Annotated in this window: 13 protein-coding genes; 8 read left to right on the plus strand and 5 right to left on the minus strand. The window is 70.8% G+C overall.

From position 1 onward, the window contains the following. Positions 1-15: 15 nt before the first annotated feature. On the minus strand, positions 16-402 hold the full coding sequence (locus tag AC4FS2_RS08195; RefSeq protein ID WP_491152228.1) for a MarR family winged helix-turn-helix transcriptional regulator: 387 nt from the start codon (positions 400-402) through the stop codon (positions 16-18). A 155-nt stretch (positions 403-557) separates the two neighbouring features. On the opposite strand from AC4FS2_RS08195, the gene idi reads away from it, so the two are divergent. Genes idi through AC4FS2_RS08230 form a run of 7 tightly spaced genes read left to right on the plus strand, consistent with a single transcriptional unit; the run spans position 558 to position 6,115 of the window. Then, positions 558-1,112: an isopentenyl-diphosphate Delta-isomerase gene (gene idi / locus AC4FS2_RS08200; RefSeq protein WP_491152227.1), complete on the plus strand. Its 555-nt coding sequence runs from the start codon at positions 558-560 to the stop codon at positions 1,110-1,112. Beyond that, entirely contained in the window at positions 1,109-2,176 is a 1,068-nt protein-coding gene (locus AC4FS2_RS08205; RefSeq protein WP_491152226.1) for a polyprenyl synthetase family protein, read from the plus strand. The genes idi and AC4FS2_RS08205 overlap by 4 nt, the downstream gene beginning before the upstream one ends. After that, positions 2,173-3,045, plus strand: coding sequence for a phytoene/squalene synthase family protein (locus AC4FS2_RS08210; protein ID WP_491152225.1), 873 nt, complete (start codon positions 2,173-2,175; stop codon positions 3,043-3,045). Before AC4FS2_RS08205 ends, AC4FS2_RS08210 begins: the two co-directional genes overlap by 4 nt. Then, entirely contained in the window at positions 3,042-4,592 is a 1,551-nt protein-coding gene (gene crtI, locus AC4FS2_RS08215) for a phytoene desaturase family protein (RefSeq protein WP_491177006.1), read from the plus strand. The genes AC4FS2_RS08210 and crtI overlap by 4 nt, the downstream gene beginning before the upstream one ends. Before the next feature lies 1 nt (position 4,593). After that, positions 4,594-4,920 carry a lycopene cyclase domain-containing protein gene (locus tag AC4FS2_RS08220; RefSeq protein WP_491152221.1) on the plus strand — a complete coding sequence of 109 codons (327 nt, stop codon included), beginning with the start codon at positions 4,594-4,596 and terminating at the stop codon, positions 4,918-4,920. Next, positions 4,917-5,225 carry a lycopene cyclase domain-containing protein gene (locus tag AC4FS2_RS08225; RefSeq protein WP_491152219.1) on the plus strand — a complete coding sequence of 103 codons (309 nt, stop codon included), beginning with the start codon at positions 4,917-4,919 and terminating at the stop codon, positions 5,223-5,225. Before AC4FS2_RS08220 ends, AC4FS2_RS08225 begins: the two co-directional genes overlap by 4 nt. Next, the gene (locus tag AC4FS2_RS08230; RefSeq protein ID WP_491177008.1) at positions 5,222-6,115 is read left to right on the plus strand and encodes a prenyltransferase; all 894 of its coding nucleotides are present in this window, start codon (positions 5,222-5,224) and stop codon (positions 6,113-6,115) included. Before AC4FS2_RS08225 ends, AC4FS2_RS08230 begins: the two co-directional genes overlap by 4 nt. 94 nt (positions 6,116-6,209) lie before the next feature. Here the strand turns inward: AC4FS2_RS08230 and AC4FS2_RS08235 are convergent, their stop codons facing one another. Continuing rightward, positions 6,210-9,122 (minus strand): UPF0182 family membrane protein, encoded by a 2,913-nt coding sequence (locus tag AC4FS2_RS08235; protein WP_491177010.1) that lies wholly within the window; start codon positions 9,120-9,122, stop codon positions 6,210-6,212. 83 nt (positions 9,123-9,205) lie between these two features. Further along, positions 9,206-10,327: a YlbL family protein gene (locus AC4FS2_RS08240; RefSeq protein ID WP_491177012.1), complete on the minus strand. Its 1,122-nt coding sequence runs from the start codon at positions 10,325-10,327 to the stop codon at positions 9,206-9,208. Positions 10,328-10,453: 126 nt separating this feature from the next. Between AC4FS2_RS08240 and AC4FS2_RS08245 the strand changes: the two genes are divergently transcribed. Beyond that, positions 10,454-11,854: a zinc-dependent metalloprotease gene (locus tag AC4FS2_RS08245; protein ID WP_491177014.1), complete on the plus strand. Its 1,401-nt coding sequence runs from the start codon at positions 10,454-10,456 to the stop codon at positions 11,852-11,854. A gap of 756 nt (positions 11,855-12,610) precedes the next feature. Here AC4FS2_RS08245 and AC4FS2_RS08250 read toward each other — a convergent pair. Next, positions 12,611-14,371, minus strand: a complete 1,761-nt coding sequence (locus AC4FS2_RS08250; protein ID WP_491152209.1) for an ATP-dependent helicase — start codon at positions 14,369-14,371, stop codon at positions 12,611-12,613. Further along, positions 14,368-15,273: an NAD(+) diphosphatase gene (nudC, locus tag AC4FS2_RS08255; RefSeq protein ID WP_491152207.1), complete on the minus strand. Its 906-nt coding sequence runs from the start codon at positions 15,271-15,273 to the stop codon at positions 14,368-14,370. Before nudC ends, AC4FS2_RS08250 begins: the two co-directional genes overlap by 4 nt. Positions 15,274-15,334: the final 61 nt, after the last annotated feature.

The following is a 15,334-nucleotide window of genomic DNA, read 5'->3' on the forward strand; positions in this document are numbered from 1 at the left end:
TGGATTCTCGGTGGACTAACGGGGATCGACGGCCTCGGCGATCTCGCCCAGGAAGCGAGCGATGACGGCGAGCTCCTCGTCGCTGTAGTCCGCCGCGACCGCGCGCATCGACTCCAGGTGGGCGCCGAAATGCTGGAAGAACTCGCGCCTCGTGCGCTCGGTCAACACCACGATGCGCGCGCGACGGTCACGGGGATGGGGCCGCCGCTCCAGATGACCCGTCGCGGTGAGCCGGTCCAGGAGCTTGGTCGTGGATGCCGTGGAGATCCGCAGGTGCCGCGCGACCTCGTGAGGGCTCACCGTCTCCCCCCGCTGCTCGCGGACGATGAGCATCCGCAGCGCCGCGAGGTCGGTCGCGTTCATGTCCATGTCGCCCTTCATGCCACTGTGCATGCGGTCCATGGCGTCACTGAAGGCACGCACGGCGAACAGCGTCGCCGTGATCGTCTCGCGTCTTGTACCAGGTGCCTGCGCAGGTTGCGACAAGATGGACACTCCCTCCCTCCGCTTGTATAGTCGTGGCCACTCGCTAGCTAAACTAGCAAAATGGAGGCGCGATGATCGAAACCGAGTATGTCGTTCTTTTGGACGACGACGGCCAGGAGATCGGAACAGCCCCGAAGAGCAGTGTGCACGGTACTGACACCGCTTTGCATCTCGCGTTCTCGTGCCACGTCGTCAACGACGCCGGGCAGGTGCTCGTCACCCGGCGCGCGCTGGGGAAAGCCACGTGGCCCGGGGTGTGGAGCAATTCCTTCTGCGGGCACCCTCGTCCGGCCGAACCCGTGATCTCGGCCGTGCGCCGTCGCGCCTCGCACGAGCTCGGTCTGACGCTGACGGAGATCGACCTCGCCCTGCCGCTGTTCCGGTATCGCGCGATCGACGCCACCGGGATCGTGGAGCACGAGATCTGCCCCGTGTACACCGCGCGGACCTCGGAAGAGCCGGAGCTCAACCCACTCGAAGTCGCGGACGCGGAATGGGTGGACCCGACCGATCTCGCCACCGCCCTCGATGCCACCCCGTGGGCCTTCAGCCCGTGGCTCGTCCTGCAAGCCGAGCAGCTGCGCCTTTTCGGCGCACCTCGGCAACAGCGACGCCGCGCCTCATGATCACGCTGCGCGCCGCGCCGGCCACCCGCGAGGCGATCGACGACGCCATCGATATCGCGCTGCAGCGTCTGGAGGGGCGGATGGCGCAGCTCGACGGTTCCGCCGGTGCCTTGGCCACCGCCATCCGGCGCGCATCGGCCGGCGGCAAGCGCTTCCGTCCCACGCTCGTCGTGTCCGCTTACGAAACCCTCGGCGCGGCGGGCGACGAGCGCGCGGTGTACCAGCTGGCGGCGGCGTTCGAGCTGCTGCACACGGCGTTCGTGGTGCACGATGACGTGATCGACCACGACACGCATCGGCGGGGTGTCCTCAACATCGGCGGCGAGTTCCGCGCACGGGCGCAGGCCCGGGGGGCGGATGCCGCGGGCGCGTCGCTGCTCGGGGATGCCGCGGCCATCCTGGCCGGCGATCTGCTGCTGCACGAGGCCATCCGGCTCGTGGCACTGGCCGACGTCCCTTCCGGGGTCCGCGCCGAGCTGATGGCGCTCGTCGACGAAGCCGTCGTCGTCTCGGCGTCGGGGGAGCTCGCCGACGTCGAGAACGCCGTGATCGCCGACGCGGGGGTGGCATCCGAGGCGATTCTCCTCGCCACGGCGAACAAGACGGCGGTGTACTCCTTCTCGGCACCTCTGAAGGCCGGAGCAGTCCTCGCCGGCGCACCGTCGGCCAGCCGCGCGGTGCTCGGCCGATTCGGATTCCAGCTGGGGCTGGCATTCCAGCTGGTGGACGATCTCATCGGCGCGTTCGGTACCGCCACCGTCGCCGGCAAGTCCGAGGGTGGCGACCTCCGGGAGGCCAAGCGCACTCCGCTCATCGCCCTGGCCCGCGAAAGCGAACGCTGGCCGGAGGTGAGCGACGCACTGGCCCGTGCACACACGGGTCCCGTCGCCGTCCGCGCCGCCCAGACCGCCCTCGCCGCATCCGGTGCGCGGCAGCGCGTGGAGTTGCTCGTCGGCGAGACGCTCGATGACGCGCGCCGCACCGCGAGGGACCCCGCTCTGCCCGGCGACTGCCGCGCGATGCTCCTCGACCTGGTCGAGGGCGTGCGGGAGCGCGTGCCGTGAGCCACTCCCCCACAGGGCTGGCGCTGTACGACCGCACGGCGGAGGATGCGGCGGCCGCAGTCATCGCCCGCTACTCGACCTCGTTCGCTCTCGCATGCCGCCTGCTCGGCCCGCGCGTGCGGCCGCACGTGCGGAACGTCTACGCGCTGGTCCGCGTCGCGGACGAGGTGGTGGACGGCCCGGCCGCCGACGCGGGGCTGAGTCGCACCCGTGAGCGCGAGGTGCTCGACTCCCTCGAGCAGGAGACGCTCGAGGCCATCGAGCGCGGCTTCAGCGCCAATCTCGTCGTGCATGCCTTCGCGCGCACGGCGCGGGCGTGCGGCATCGGGGCCGACCTCACCGCCCCGTTCTTCGCCTCGATGCGCACCGACATCGACACGACAGCCCACGACGCCGGGTCGCACGACGCCTACGTCTACGGGTCGGCCGAGGTGGTGGGCCTGATGTGCCTGCAGGTGTTCCTCAACGCCGGCTCCCCCCATCCGCTCCCCGCTCCCCCCGACCTCGCGGGAGGCGCCCGCCGCCTGGGCGCGGCCTTCCAAGACGTCAACTTCCTCCGCGATCTCGACGACGACGCCGGGCGGCTCGGACGCGACTATCTGTCGGGGGCGACGACCGGCAACGGCCGCACCGAGGTGCTCGACCGTATCGACGCCGATCTGGCCGCCGCCGCAGCGGTGATCCCCCGGCTGCCGCGGGACTGCCGCCGGGCCGTCTCGACCGCGCACGACCTCTTCGCCGAGCTCTCTCGGCGTCTGCGCCGTTCACAGGCGGCGTCAGGACGCCGCCTGCGGGTTCCTGACCCCGTGAAGGCCGCTCTCACGCTGCGCGCAGCGGTCACCGCGCGTCCGCGGGAGCGGCGACGGTGACGCGGACGGTCGTCGTCGGAGGCGGGATCGCGGGCCTGGCGACCGCTGCGCTGCTCGCCGCCGAGGGGCATGAGGTCACCGTGTGCGAAGCGCGTGCGGAGCTCGGCGGCCGCGCGGGCTCGTGGGCGCGGGACGGATTCCGCTTCGACACCGGCCCGAGCTGGTATCTCATGCCCGAGGTCTTCGACCACTTCTTCGCCCTGCTGGGCACGAGCGCCGCCGAGCAGCTCGACCTGGTGCCGTTGCGCCCGGCCTACCGGGTGTTCGGTGCGGACGGAATCCCGCCCCTGGACGTGGTGTCGGGTCGGGATGCGGCCACCGCGCTGTTCGAATCCGTCGAGCCGGGCGCCGGGCCGCGTTTGGACGCGTACCTGGACTCCGCCGCCGATGCGTACGAGCTGGCGGTGAACCGATTCCTCTACGACCCCTACACGACCACCGCAGGGCTCCGGGATCCGGCGCTCCTGCGGCGTCTCCCCCGGCTACTGCCGCTTCTCACCCGCACGCTCGCCCGGCACGTCGAGACGCGCTTCACCTCCCCGCGCCTCCGCCAGATCCTGGAGTATCCCGCCGTGTTCCTGGGCGGCTCGCCGTACGGTGTCCCGAGCCTCTACCACCTGATGAGCCACCTCGACATGGACGACGGCGTCCGGTACCCGCGCGGGGGCTTCACGACCGTCATCGCGGCAATCGATCGCCTCGCCCGCGGGCGCGGCGCCGCGGTACGCACCTCGGCGCCGGTCGAGGAGATCCTGGTTCGCGACGGCGCCACGCACGGCGTGCGCCTGGCAAGCGGCGAGATCATCCCCGCCGATGTCGTCGTCTCCACCGCCGACCTCCACCACACCGAGACGCGGCTGCTGTCGGATGCGGCGGACCGCACCTACCCGGAGAAGTGGTGGCAGGACCGCACCCCGAGCCCCGGCGCGCTGCTCGTGCTCCTCGGAGTGCGTGGCGAGCTCCCCCAGCTCGCCCATCACTCGCTGCTGTTCGCCCCGCAATGGCGGGAGAACTTCGAAGCGATCCTCGGAACGGATCCCCGCATCCCCACGCCGGCATCCCTCTACGTGTGCCGCCCGAGCGCGACCGACGACACCGTCGCCCCGGAGGGGCACGAGAACGTGTTCGTGCTCGTGCCGGTCCCCGCCGACCCCGGCCTCGGGCGGGGCGGCGTCGACGGTGGCGGGGATGCCGCGATCGAGGCCGCCGCCGACCGTGTCATCGCGCAGATCGGCCAGTGGTGCGACATCCCCGACCTGGCCGATCGGGTCGTCGTCCGCCGCACGATCGCCCCCGGCGACTTCGAGGCCGACCTCCACTCGTGGCGCGGCAATGCGCTCGGCCTCGCGCACACGCTCCGCCAGAGCGCGGTGTTCCGCCCGCGCAACCAATCCCGCCGGGTGCGCCGGCTGTACTACGCGGGGACGTCGGCGCTGCCCGGCATCGGCCTGCCGATGTGCCTCATCTCCGCCGAGCTCGTCCTCAAGCGTCTCCGCGGCGACCGCTCCCCCGGTCCGGTTCCCGAGCCGGCGCGCAGGGAGGCGTGAGGTGCCCGGGCTCTACCTCCTTGCGATCGTCCTCTCCGCCGCCGGCATCCTCGTCCTCGACGTGCGCCTGCGCCTGATCGGCCCGCGGGCGCCCGGCGCGACGGTGGCAGCCGTGGTGATCGGCACCGCCTTCTTCCTGCTGTGGGATGCCGCGGGCATCCTCACCGGTGTCTTCGTCAAGGGGGGAAGCACCCTGCTTCTCGGCGTCGATCTCGCCCCGCACCTGCCGCTGGAAGAACCCGTGTTCCTGGCGTTCCTGTCCTACCTCGCCCTGGTCGCATGGGCGGGAGCCGAGCGGATGCTCCGCCGCCGGGAGGCCCGCGCATGACCTACCCCCTCCTCGTCCTGCCGTTCCTCCTGGTCACCGCGGCCGTCACGGCCCTCTCCGCACGCCGGCCCGGGTTCGGGGCGCGGCTGCGGGCGTCGGCGGTGGGCGCCGTCGCCCTGCTCGCGCTGACGGCCGTGTTCGACAACGTCATGATCGCGCTCGACCTGTTCAGCTACCCGCCCGAGCACCTTTCCGGGCTCCGCATCGGCCAGGCACCCATCGAGGACTTCGCCTATCCGCTGTGCGCCGCCTTCGGCCTCCCCGCGGTGTTCACCCTGCTGCAGCGCACGCCGAAGCCGTCGTGAGCGGCTCGTCATTGCCTCCGGGGCGCGTGCTGCGAGACCTCCTGGTGTCCTCACGACCGGTGAGCTGGATCAACACGGCCTACCCCTTCGCGGCGGCGTACCTGCTCACGGCCCAGAGCATCGACGTCGCGCTGCTCATCGGCACCGTCTTCTTCCTCGTGCCGTACAACCTCGCGATGTACGGCATCAACGACGTGTTCGACTACGAATCCGACCTTCGGAACCCGCGCAAGGGCGGCGCGCACGGCGCCGTCCTCGACCGGCGGATGCACCGCATCACCCTGTGGGCCGCGGCGGTCACGTGCGTTCCGTTCGTGGCGGCTCTGGTCCTCCTGGGCGACCCGCTGTCGTGGCTCGTCCTGGCGGCCAGTCTCTTCTTCGTCGTGTTCTACTCCGCCCCACCGCTGCGGTTGAAGGAGAGGCCCTTCGCCGACTCCGTCACCAGCAGCATCCACTTCTTCTCCCCCGCCGTGTACGGGCTCGTGCTCGCCGGCGCCACGTGGACGGCACAACTGGTCGCGATCGTCGTGGCGTTCGCCCTCTGGGGGGTCGCGTCGCACGCCTTCGGGGCGGTGCAGGATGTCGCCGCCGACCGCGCCGCGGGAATCTCCTCGATCGCGACGGCCCGCGGAGCGCGATGGACCGTGCGCTTCGCCCTGACGTGCTACGTGCTGGCGGGGCTCACCATGTTCGGAACGGCGTGGCCCGGCCCGCTCGCGGCGCTGCTGGTCGTGCCGTATCTCGTCGTCGTGTGGCCCTACCGCTCGGTCTCCGACGCCACTGCCGACCACGCGACGGCAGGATGGCGCCGGTTCCTGTGGGTGAACCAGATCGCCGGTTTCGGCGTGACGCTGCTGCTGATCTGGTGGGCGCTCCTCCGCACCCCCTGACCCCGCCGTGAACCGCGAGAACCCATCCCGCCGGCGAGTGCACTGCGTACTGCGGTGCTTTCGCTGCGGAGATGGGTTCTCGCGGCGCGCGAGGTTACTCGCCCGGCTGCGGCTCCTTGAGGGCGAGGAGACGCTCGACCGCTGCGGTCAGGCGGGCATCGGCCTCACCGAAGGCGGCGAAGTCGCCGGCCTGCAGAGCCGCCTGACGCTCGGTGAGGGCGACGCGCGCCTCTTCGAGCGCGGCCTGATACTCGTCCGCCGGAACCGTCGGGGTCTCGGGCTCCTCGGTGCCGTCGCCGGGCTCGGTCGGAGCCTGATCCGGGTCTTCCGGGATCACCTCACCGTCGCCCGTATCGGCACCCGAGTCACCGCCGAAGAGCACGTCCAGCGCTTCATTGAGGGTGTCTTCGAACGCGATCTGATCGCCGAAGGCGACGAGCACGCGCCGCAGCTGCGGGAGCTGCGTGCCGCTGGAGGACTGCACGAAGACGGGCTGCACGTAGAGCAGGCCGCCACCCACGGGGAGCGTCAGGAGGTTGCCGGGCAGCACCTCCGACTGGCCCTGCTGCAGGATGTTGATCTGCGAGGAGACGGCCGTGTCGGAGTTGAAGGTGTTCTGCACCTGGCCGGGACCGGGAACCGTGGTCGCGGAGTCGATCACCAGCATGCGCAGCTTGCCGTAGTCCTCCCCCTTCACCCCGGCTTCGGAACCCGCGTTGGAGTCGACCGCGAGATAACCGGTCAGCACGTTCCGGCTGTTGCCCTGCGACGAGGGGATGAACGTGGTGAACATCGAATACGCGGGCGACTCCTGCCCCGGCATCTGCATCGTCAGGTAGTACGGCGGCTGCAGGCGCGTGTCGTCCTGCGGGTCATCGGGGGTCGCCCAGGCGTTGTCGCGCTGGATGAACGAACGCGCGTCATCGACGTGGTACACCCCGAGCATCGACCGCTGCACCTTGAACAGGTCGGTCGGGTAACGGACGTGCGCCATGAGCTCGGCCGACATCTCGCTATACGGCTCGAGGGTGGACGGGTACACGTTCTGCCATGCCTGCAGCACCGGGTCCTGGTCATCCCACGCGTACAGCGTCACGCTGCCGTCGTAGGCGTCGACGGTGGCCTTGACCGAGTTGCGGATGTAGTTGATGTCATCCAGCGCATAACGCGGGGCGGGGTTGTTGGTGTCGGCGATCGCCTGCGACAGGCTCACGCCGGACGAGTACGGGTAGTTCGCGCTCGTGGTGTAGCCGTCGATGACCCACTTGATGCGGCCGTCCACCACCGTCGGGTACGGGTCGCTGTCGAGCGTCAGGTACGGCGCCACCTTCTCCAGCCGCTCGCGGGGATCGCGGTCGTAGAGGATCTGCGAGTCCTCGTTCACCGCGTCGGAGAAGAGGATCTGCTCGGACTGGAACTTCAGCGCGTAGATGAGGCGGTTGAAGACGTTGCCGACGCTCGGGCCCCCGTTGCCGGTGAAGGTCGTGCGCGTGTCGCTGCCCCCATCGCTGCCGATCGGGTAATCGAGCTCTATGGGCTCGGTCCCCTCGGGGGCGCCGACGATCGAGTACTCGGGAGAGTATTCGCCGAAGTAGACCCGCGGCTCGAAGTCGGTCTCCGACAGGAACCCGGTGGAGGGGATCGCCTGCTCGAGGAAGACGGGGTCGCCGTCGCTCGTCCGCTCGTTTCCTGCCGCCGCGACGAGGCCGTACCCGTGGGTGTAGACCAGCGACGTGTTCTGCCAGGTCGCCGCGTCCGAGAGCTGGTCCATGTTCAGTTCGCGGACCGCCACGATGGTGTCCTGCGACTGGCCGTCGATCTCGTACCGGTCGACGTCCAGGACGTCGGGGAACTGGTAGTAGGCGCGGTACTGCTCGAGCTGCCGCACCGTCGGTCCGATGATCGCGGGATCCATGATGCGGATCTGCGCGGTGGTCGCCGCGTCCGCCCGCAACTGACCGGCTGCGGCGGCCGTCTCGGCGGTGAAGTCCTGCTTCTCGAGGTCGTCGACGCCGTACGCCTGCTTGGTCATGTCGATGTTGCGCTGGAAATACTCGCTTTCCAGCTGCAGCGTGTTCGGGCGCACCTGGAAGGTGTTCACCACCCACGGGTAGCCGACGCCGAGAACGAGCGAGGAGACGACCAGCAGCGCGGTCGCGATGAGCGGGTAGCGCCAGCGGCCGATGACCGCGGTGACGAAGAAGAGGATCGCGACGAGGACGGCGATGATCGCCAGGATCGTCTGCCCGGGGATCGTCGCGTTGACGCCGGTGTACCCGGGTCCGGTGATGCGCTCGCCCGCCTCCACCAGCGTGCGGTACCGGTCGAGGAACAGGCTCGCGCCCTGCACGAGCAGGTACAGTCCGGCGAGGACGGCGAGCTGGATGCGGGCGGCCTTGGAGATCCGCAGTTCACGCTGTCCCACGCGTACGGACCCGTACAGGTACGACACCGCGGCGGTGAGCAGCAGGCAGATCAGGATGACGGCGGAGGCGAAGCCCAGCGCCGCGCTGTAGAACGGCATCGCGAACAGGTAGAAGCCGGTGTCCAGCCCGAACTGCGGATCGGTGGTGTCGGTGGCGACCCCGTTGAACCACAGCCAGGTGGTCTCCCACTGCGCGGAGGCGGCGAAACCGGCGAAGAAGCCGAAGAAGATCGGGATGCCCCACATGGCCAGGCGCCGCAGCGGCTCGACGACCTCCTGGTAGCGGTCCAGTTGCGAGCTGAGGCGCGCGTACACCGGGCGGAGGCGGTAGGCGAGCTGGATGGCGCCCCACACCGGCACCGCCATGGCGAGGAACCCCACCACGAACATCACCACGCGAGCGATCCACTGGGTCGTCAGCACCTGGGTGAAGCCGAGCTGGTTGAACCACATCCAGTCGGCGTAGAGGCTCGCGAACACGAAGAAACCGACCACCAGCGCGGCGATGACCGCAAGGGTGATGGCAATGACGCGTCGGGAACGGTTGGGCGTGGCCGGCTTCGCAGGACTGGTCGTGGTCACTCTGCCATCCTAGGCGGCGAGTTCTGGGGGAACGCCGTGGATGCCGGAACCGTTATGCGTTGCCCCCGATGACGCGTCGTCCGTCAGGAACCGCAGGTGGGCAGGGCGGCGACGTCCCCGTCGGTGCGGATCGCGTCGAGCACGGCCAGCGCGTCATCCAGCTCGCCGACGGCGAAGACCTGCAGGTCGCCCGGAACGTGCCCGACGACCTCCTCGCAGTTCTCCTCGGGCGCGAGGAAGTAGTCTGCGCCGGCCCGCTCGGCGCCGTAGAGCTTCTGGCGGATGCCGCCGATCGGTCCCACCTCGCCCGCGGCGTCGATGGTTCCCGTCCCGGCGATCTGCTCACCACCGGTGAGGTCGCCGGGGGTGAGCACATCGATGATCCCCAGAGCGAACATCATCCCCGCGCTGGGTCCGCCCACGTCATCCAGCTGGATGGTGACATCCACCGGGAACGAATAGTCGGCGATGAGCTGGACGCCCACGAGCCAGGTGGTCTCGCCCTCGACCTCGGCCTCTCGGGGTGTCACCGACACCTCGTCTTCCCGGCCGTCGCGTTCGATGGTCAGGGTCACCGGGTCGCCGCCTCCGGCCACGACGGCGTCACGCACCTGCTGCGCATCGGTGACGTCTTTCCCGCCGACGGCGAGGATGACGTCGCCGGGCTCGAGGATGCCCTCGGCCGCGGAGTCGTCCGTGAGGGAGTGGATCGCGATGCGCGACGTGACGTCGTAGCCGAGTTCCCGCAGGGCCGCGGCCATCGCCTCCTGCTGCGAGTCGGTCATGAGCGCCGCGTTCTCCTCGAGGCGTTGCTCGGTGCTCTGGCCGGGCGGGAAAACGCGGTCCAGCGGGAGTACGGCCCGCGAGGGGTCGAACCAGGCCACAGCCAGTTCGAACCATGACGGGCGTCGCTCGGGATTGCCGACGACCTGCACGGTGAGGAGGTCGAGCGCGCCGTCGGGCGGGTAGGTCTCCACGTCCTCGACCGCGATGAGCGGCACCTCTTCGCCCTCCGCGTTGGTCACGGTGCCCAGGGTGTTGTACACGGGCCCGGGCTGTTGGATGACGTAGGCGGTGGGGAGGAAGGTGAGGATCAGCAGGACGATGAGAGCGATTGAGATCGACCACAGTCCCACGAGCGATGCCCGGCTCCAGCGGCGCCGCTGCGCAGGCACGATCGTCGTGTTCTCGTCGAACAGGGCCACGGTAAGCCTTTCTTCGCCTGGTCGTTCGCGACCGGCGTAAGGGACCAGAGGTCAGCCGGGGAGTGCGAGGAGAGCGTCCGACTAGCGTAGATCGCCAGGACTAGACCCGGCTGAAAGGCGGCTGAAGTGGCGGACGAGGATCGGAGCCCCGAAGAGGAGCTCCAGGAGCTGCTGCGTCGGCTGCTCTCGGGAGAGAGCAGTGCACTCGACGCGGAGCAGCTGTCGCGGCTGTCGGGGATGCCCATCGACCCCGCGACGATGCAGACCATGATGCGGCACCTTCAGGGCGCTTTCACCTCGGGTGACGACGGCATCTCGTGGGATCTCACCGAGCGCCAGGCGCTGCACATCGCGAACCAGGGCGACCGCGGCATCACCAGCGGCCAGCGGACCGACCTCGACTCGGCTTTCAGCCTCGCCGCACTGTGGCTCGGCGAGGCCACGACCATCGCCGATCTCGCCGCCGCCCCTCGCGCGATCACGCGCGGCGCGTGGGTGGAAGCGACCCTGCCGGTGTGGCAGGAACTGGCCGAGCCGGTGGCCACCAGCATCGCGGACGCTCTGACCAACGCGCTGGGTGCGCAGGCGCCGGAGGAGATGCAAGACCTCATCGCCGGCGCCGGACGCCTCATGCGCACCGTCGGCGGCTCTCTGTTCGCCACGCAGCTCGGACACGTCGTCGGCCGTCTTTCGACAGAGGTCCTCAGCGGCGGTGACGTCGGGATCCCGATCATGCCCGCCGGTGACGCGGCCATCCTCCCGCAGAACTTCGCCGACTTCGGTCGTGACCTGGAGATCCCCGACGACCAGCTCGCGCTGTACCTGGCGACACGCGAGCTCGCGCACGCGCGCCTGTTCCGCCACGCCCGGTGGCTGCGCCTGCACGTCATCGCGCAGGTGCGCGATTTCGCCTCCGGCATCCACGTCGACACCGACGCCCTGGAGGATCTCGCCGCGCGCTTCGACCCGTCCCAGCCGGAAGAGCTGCGCCATGCGCTGGAAAGCGGAGCCCTGCTGCCGGCCCGGTCCGAGGAGCAGACGGCCGCTCTCGGCAGGTTGGAGAACCTGCTCGCGACGATCGAGGGATGGGTCGACGTCGTGACGGCGGACGCCACGACGCGCCTGCCCACCGCGGAGCGGATCGCCGAAGCGGTGCGCCGTCGGCGGGCCGTCGGCGGACCCGCGGAGGAAGCGCTGAGTTCGCTGGTGGGGCTGGAGATCCGGCCCCGGCGGATGCGGGAGGCCGCAGCAATGTGGCGTGCCGTCACCGACGCGGTGGGGATCGCCGGCCGGGATGCGCTGTGGGACTACCCCGACCTCATGCCCACCGCAGAAGACATCGACGACCCGGCACGGCTCGTGGCGCGCCTTTCTGCGCAGGCGCGGGGCGAGGCGCCGGAGAGCGACGCGATGGACGACGCCCTCGCGCAGCTTCTGGCCGAGGAGAGCGGCGAGGCTCCCCCGGCTCCCGACGCGGATCCGGACGACCCTGACGAGCCCACCCCGGAGGGACCCCGACCGGTCTGATCCCCTCCTCCCCAGGCCGCCCACGACCCCCTGCGGTCGGCGGGGTGTGGACAGACGGCGCGGCGCGCCCGGCGCGGGGGCAAACTCGGGCCATGCTGCGCCTGAATCCCGCCCACCCGCCGCTGTGGCGCGACGCCACCACCCTGCAGTTCGGAGTGGATGACGTCGCCCGGCTGGAAGACCCGCAACCCTGGGAGGAGCGCCTCCTGGAGGAACTGGCCCGCGGCGTCCCGGAGAACGCGCTTGCGGGGATGCTGACGTCCCGGCGCATCCGCCGCGCGCAAGCCGACGCGTTCTTCGCCGAGCTCCAGCCTGTGCTGCAGCGCACTCCGGAGCCCCCGCGGATCGCGTTGCAGACCACGGACGGGATCGAGACGGCGATCGTGGACGTCGTCGCTGCGGCACTCCGTCGCGCCGGCGCCGAGGTGGGCGTCCTTCCGTGGGCGCCGTTCTCGCGCGTGGCGATCCCCTCCGGATTCACGGCCGTGGTGCTGGCCGCGCACCTCGTCGATCCGCACCGCGCGGCCGCGCTCGTCTCCGACGACGTCCCCCACCTCCCCCTCGTGTTCGAGGGTGCAGGCGCCACGGTGGGGCCCGTCATCGAGCCGGGTGTCACCGCCTGCCTGGCGTGCCACGCCGCTCATGCGCGCGACGCCGACCCGACATGGCCGGTGGTCGCCAGTCAGCTGGTGGGGCGAGCGTGCTCCGTGGATGCCGACCTGGCGGTGGAGGCCGCGCGCGTCGCGGTGCAGTTGATCACCGGGCCGAGGACGACTCCCGCGCGTTCGGTGCGCCTACGCGTGGACGCGCCGAACCGCGTGTGGCGATCCCATCCCCCGCACGAAGACTGTGCGTGCCGATCTCTTGCAGGAACCGCGACGGAGTCCGCGCTGTCCGTCCTCTCCCCCGCGACCAGCTCAGCGAGAGGGTTCGCCCGGCCCGCGTGATCCCCACGTAGGCCAGCCGGCGCTCCTCGTCGACATCATCGAAGGTGGTGGCGTAGGAGATGGGAAGAAGCCCCTCGCTCACCCCGATGAGATGGACGTGGTCCCATTCCAGCCCTTTCGCGGCGTGGAGGGTCGCCAGGGTGACGGTGCGGGTCGCCGGTTCGTGCTGATCCTTCGCTCGCGCGACGAGGTCGTCGGTGAACGCACGCAGGCTCGTGCCGGCGGGTGCGGTCTCCGCCAGTCGCAGGAGAGCCGCGCGCGCCTCCCAGGCATCGCGCAACGCGCCGCCGGCGGGAGGGGGTTCCTCGGCCAGCCCCAGCGAGCGCAGCACATCGCGCACGGTGGTGACGAAGTCGGTCTCCAGGGGGGCGACGGATGCTGCGCGCAGCGCGAGCACGGCCTGCCTCACCTCGGGCTGATCGAAGAAGCGTCGCCCGCCCAGCACCGTGGTGGGGACGCCTGCGGCCCCCAGTGCCGTCAGGAGGACCGCCGACTGTGCGTGCGAGCGGTAGAGCACCGCGATCGCGGATGGTTCGACGCCCCCGGCGATCGCGTCGGCGATGGAGCGGGCCACGGCCGCAGCCTCCGATTCGTCGTCGTCGAAACCGCGCACCACGGGGACGGGGCTCGCGCCCGCCGGCCGCGCGGGCACGAGCTCCAGCGCCCCGGGGCGGCCGCGCATCAGGGAGTTGGCCACATCGAGGACGGGAGCGGCCGACCGGTAGTTCGTCTCCAGCCGAAACACCTGGGCGTCCTCGTGGGTACGCGGGAACTCGAGCAGGTAGCGCGCGTCCGCACCGGCGAACGAGTAGATCGTCTGGCTGGCATCGCCGACCACGCAGAGATCACGGCGATCGCCCAGCCACAGCTGCAACAGCCGGTACTGCAGGGGCGAGACGTCCTGGAACTCGTCGACGGTGAAGTGACGGTACTGCTCCCTGACCTCCTGGGTGACGCGCGGCTCGGCCTCCAGCATCCCCGCGCACGTGAGGAGGACATCCTCGAAGTCCATCTGGCGACGCTCGTCCTTGAGCTTCTCGTAGGCGCGTTGCAGGTCGGCCACCTTCTGCACGTCCAGCCGTCCCACCGCGTGCGGACGGGCCTGCACGTAGGCGTCGATGCTGCGGAGGGTGATCTTCCGCCACTCGATGGCGCTCGCCACGTCACGGAGCGTCGGAGTGTCGGGCGAAAGCCCGAGGCTGTCGGCGGCGTGGGCGAGGAGCTTGACCTTGTTGCTGACGAGCGCCGGCGCCGAATCCCCGGTGAGCGACGGCCAGAAGTAGTTCAGCTGCGCCAGTGCGGCGGCGTGGAAGGTGCGCGCGGCGACCCCCTCGACTCCGAGCGCACGCAGTCGTCCGCGCATCTCACCGGCGGCCTTGGCGGTGAAGGTCACCGCCATCACCCGTCCGGGCGAGTACGCGCCGGTGTCCACGCCGTGCGCGATGCGGTGCGTGATGACGCGCGTCTTACCGGTGCCCGCACCCGCGAGCACGCAGACCGGTCCGCGCAGCGCCGCCGCGGCCGCGCGCTGCTGGTCATCGAGGGCGTCGAGGGGGCCGCGAGCACTCACGGGGCCGCCTCGTACCAGCCGCGGATGAGCCGCGAGGCGATGGATGCCGTGCCGGGCAGCTGGAGAGCGCTCCGGCCCGCGAGCGCCTCACCGATCTCCGCGCGGGTGAACCATCGCACGGCGACGATCTCCTCACCGTCGGCGAGGGCGACCTCCCCTGCCGGAGCCTCTGCGGTGAAGCCGAGCATGAGGGACCGGGGGTAGGGCCAGCCCTGTGACCCCTGGTACCGGAGGTTCCGCACCGTCACACCGGCCTCTTCGTGCACCTCGCGCACCACGGCGTCTTCCAGCGACTCCCCCGCCTCGGCGAAACCCGCGAAACACGAGTAGCGCTCCGCGCCCCACAGGGCGTTGGAACCCAGCAGCAGCACGTCGGGGTCGTCCTCCCGCGTGACGGCGACGATCACGGCGGGGTCGGTGCGGGGGAAGTGCTCGCGCCCGCAGTTCGGGCAGTGCCGTGCCCATCCCGCGTGGCGCAGCTCGGTGCGCGCGCCGCACGCCGGGCAATGGGGCGCGTCCACCAGCCAGCGCCCGAGCGCCACCGCGGTGACGAGGAGGCCCGCGTCGTCGACGGGCAGGTCGCCGCCGATGACCCGCAGGACGCCCCATCCCCCCGGCGCTGCGACGGGATCGTCTCGGTCGGGAGCGAAGGAGGCTGCGAGCACGGCCGCGCCGTCGGGGCGACGACCGAGGAACGCCCACAGCGCGTCATCGGGCACGTCCGCCACGCGCGCGGGCGCGAGGCCACCGTCGGCGGCGAGCGGCGTGGCATCGCCGCGGACCACCAGGACGACGGTTGCCGCATCGGCGAGGGCTCGGCCGATCAGGTCGTCCGCCATGCGCTCGGTGGGTGATCGGTCCACCGGGCCGATGCGGGCGGGAGTCGTGACGGGAACCGTCATCGAGTACCTCTCTCACAGGCGTGGCGCGGGGGCGGGACGGCGGGCCCGGCCTAGCCTGGGC

Source organism: Microbacterium sp. Z10_103 (assembly GCF_058310455.1).

Coding starts and splice junctions, on each gene's coding strand:
- AC4FS2_RS08205 (WP_491152226.1), top strand. CDS start 1,109: ATGATCACGCTGCGCGCCGCGCCGGCCACCCGCGAGGCGATCGACGAC.
- AC4FS2_RS08195 (WP_491152228.1), bottom strand. CDS start 402: ATGGACCGCATGCACAGTGGCATGAAGGGCGACATGGACATGAACGCG.
- idi (WP_491152227.1), top strand. CDS start 558: ATGATCGAAACCGAGTATGTCGTTCTTTTGGACGACGACGGCCAGGAG.
- AC4FS2_RS08225 (WP_491152219.1), top strand. CDS start 4,917: ATGACCTACCCCCTCCTCGTCCTGCCGTTCCTCCTGGTCACCGCGGCC.
- nudC (WP_491152207.1), bottom strand. CDS start 15,273: ATGACGGTTCCCGTCACGACTCCCGCCCGCATCGGCCCGGTGGACCGA.